General features: G+C 47.8%; 1 protein-coding gene. It reads left to right on the plus strand.

Annotation, left to right across the window (positions count from 1 at the left end; genetic code table 11):
* On the plus strand, window positions 1-400 hold a 400-nt coding region (locus HGH90_RS32330; protein ID WP_169192794.1), incomplete at both ends, for a hypothetical protein.

Below are 400 nucleotides of genomic sequence, written 5' to 3' on the forward strand. Positions count from 1 at the left end.
CCATGGCGGCTAACAAGCCTACGGAGTACGGAGCATACGGCGCATGGACCATTGTGGGTGGTAAACAAACCTGGATCACTATTACTGACACTACTTTAAATACGACTAAAGTAAAAGTACTCGCTGGTCACACTGCTGCCCTGGTATGGACCATCACTAATGGTACCTGCGCGGCAACTACCGATACTATACTGCTGACCAACTATGATAAACCGGCGATCGCAAACGCGGGTGGCAATCAGAAACATTGTAACGATTCCATCTTCACCATGACTGCTAACAAGCCGACGGAGTATGGAGCATATGGAGCATGGACCATCGTGGGTGGTAAACAAACCTGGATCACCATTACTGATACCACTTTAAATACTACTAAAGTGAAAGTACTGGCGGGTCACAC

This window comes from Chitinophaga sp. Ak27 (genome assembly GCF_012726295.1).
GTDB lineage: Bacteria > Bacteroidota > Bacteroidia > Chitinophagales > Chitinophagaceae > Chitinophaga.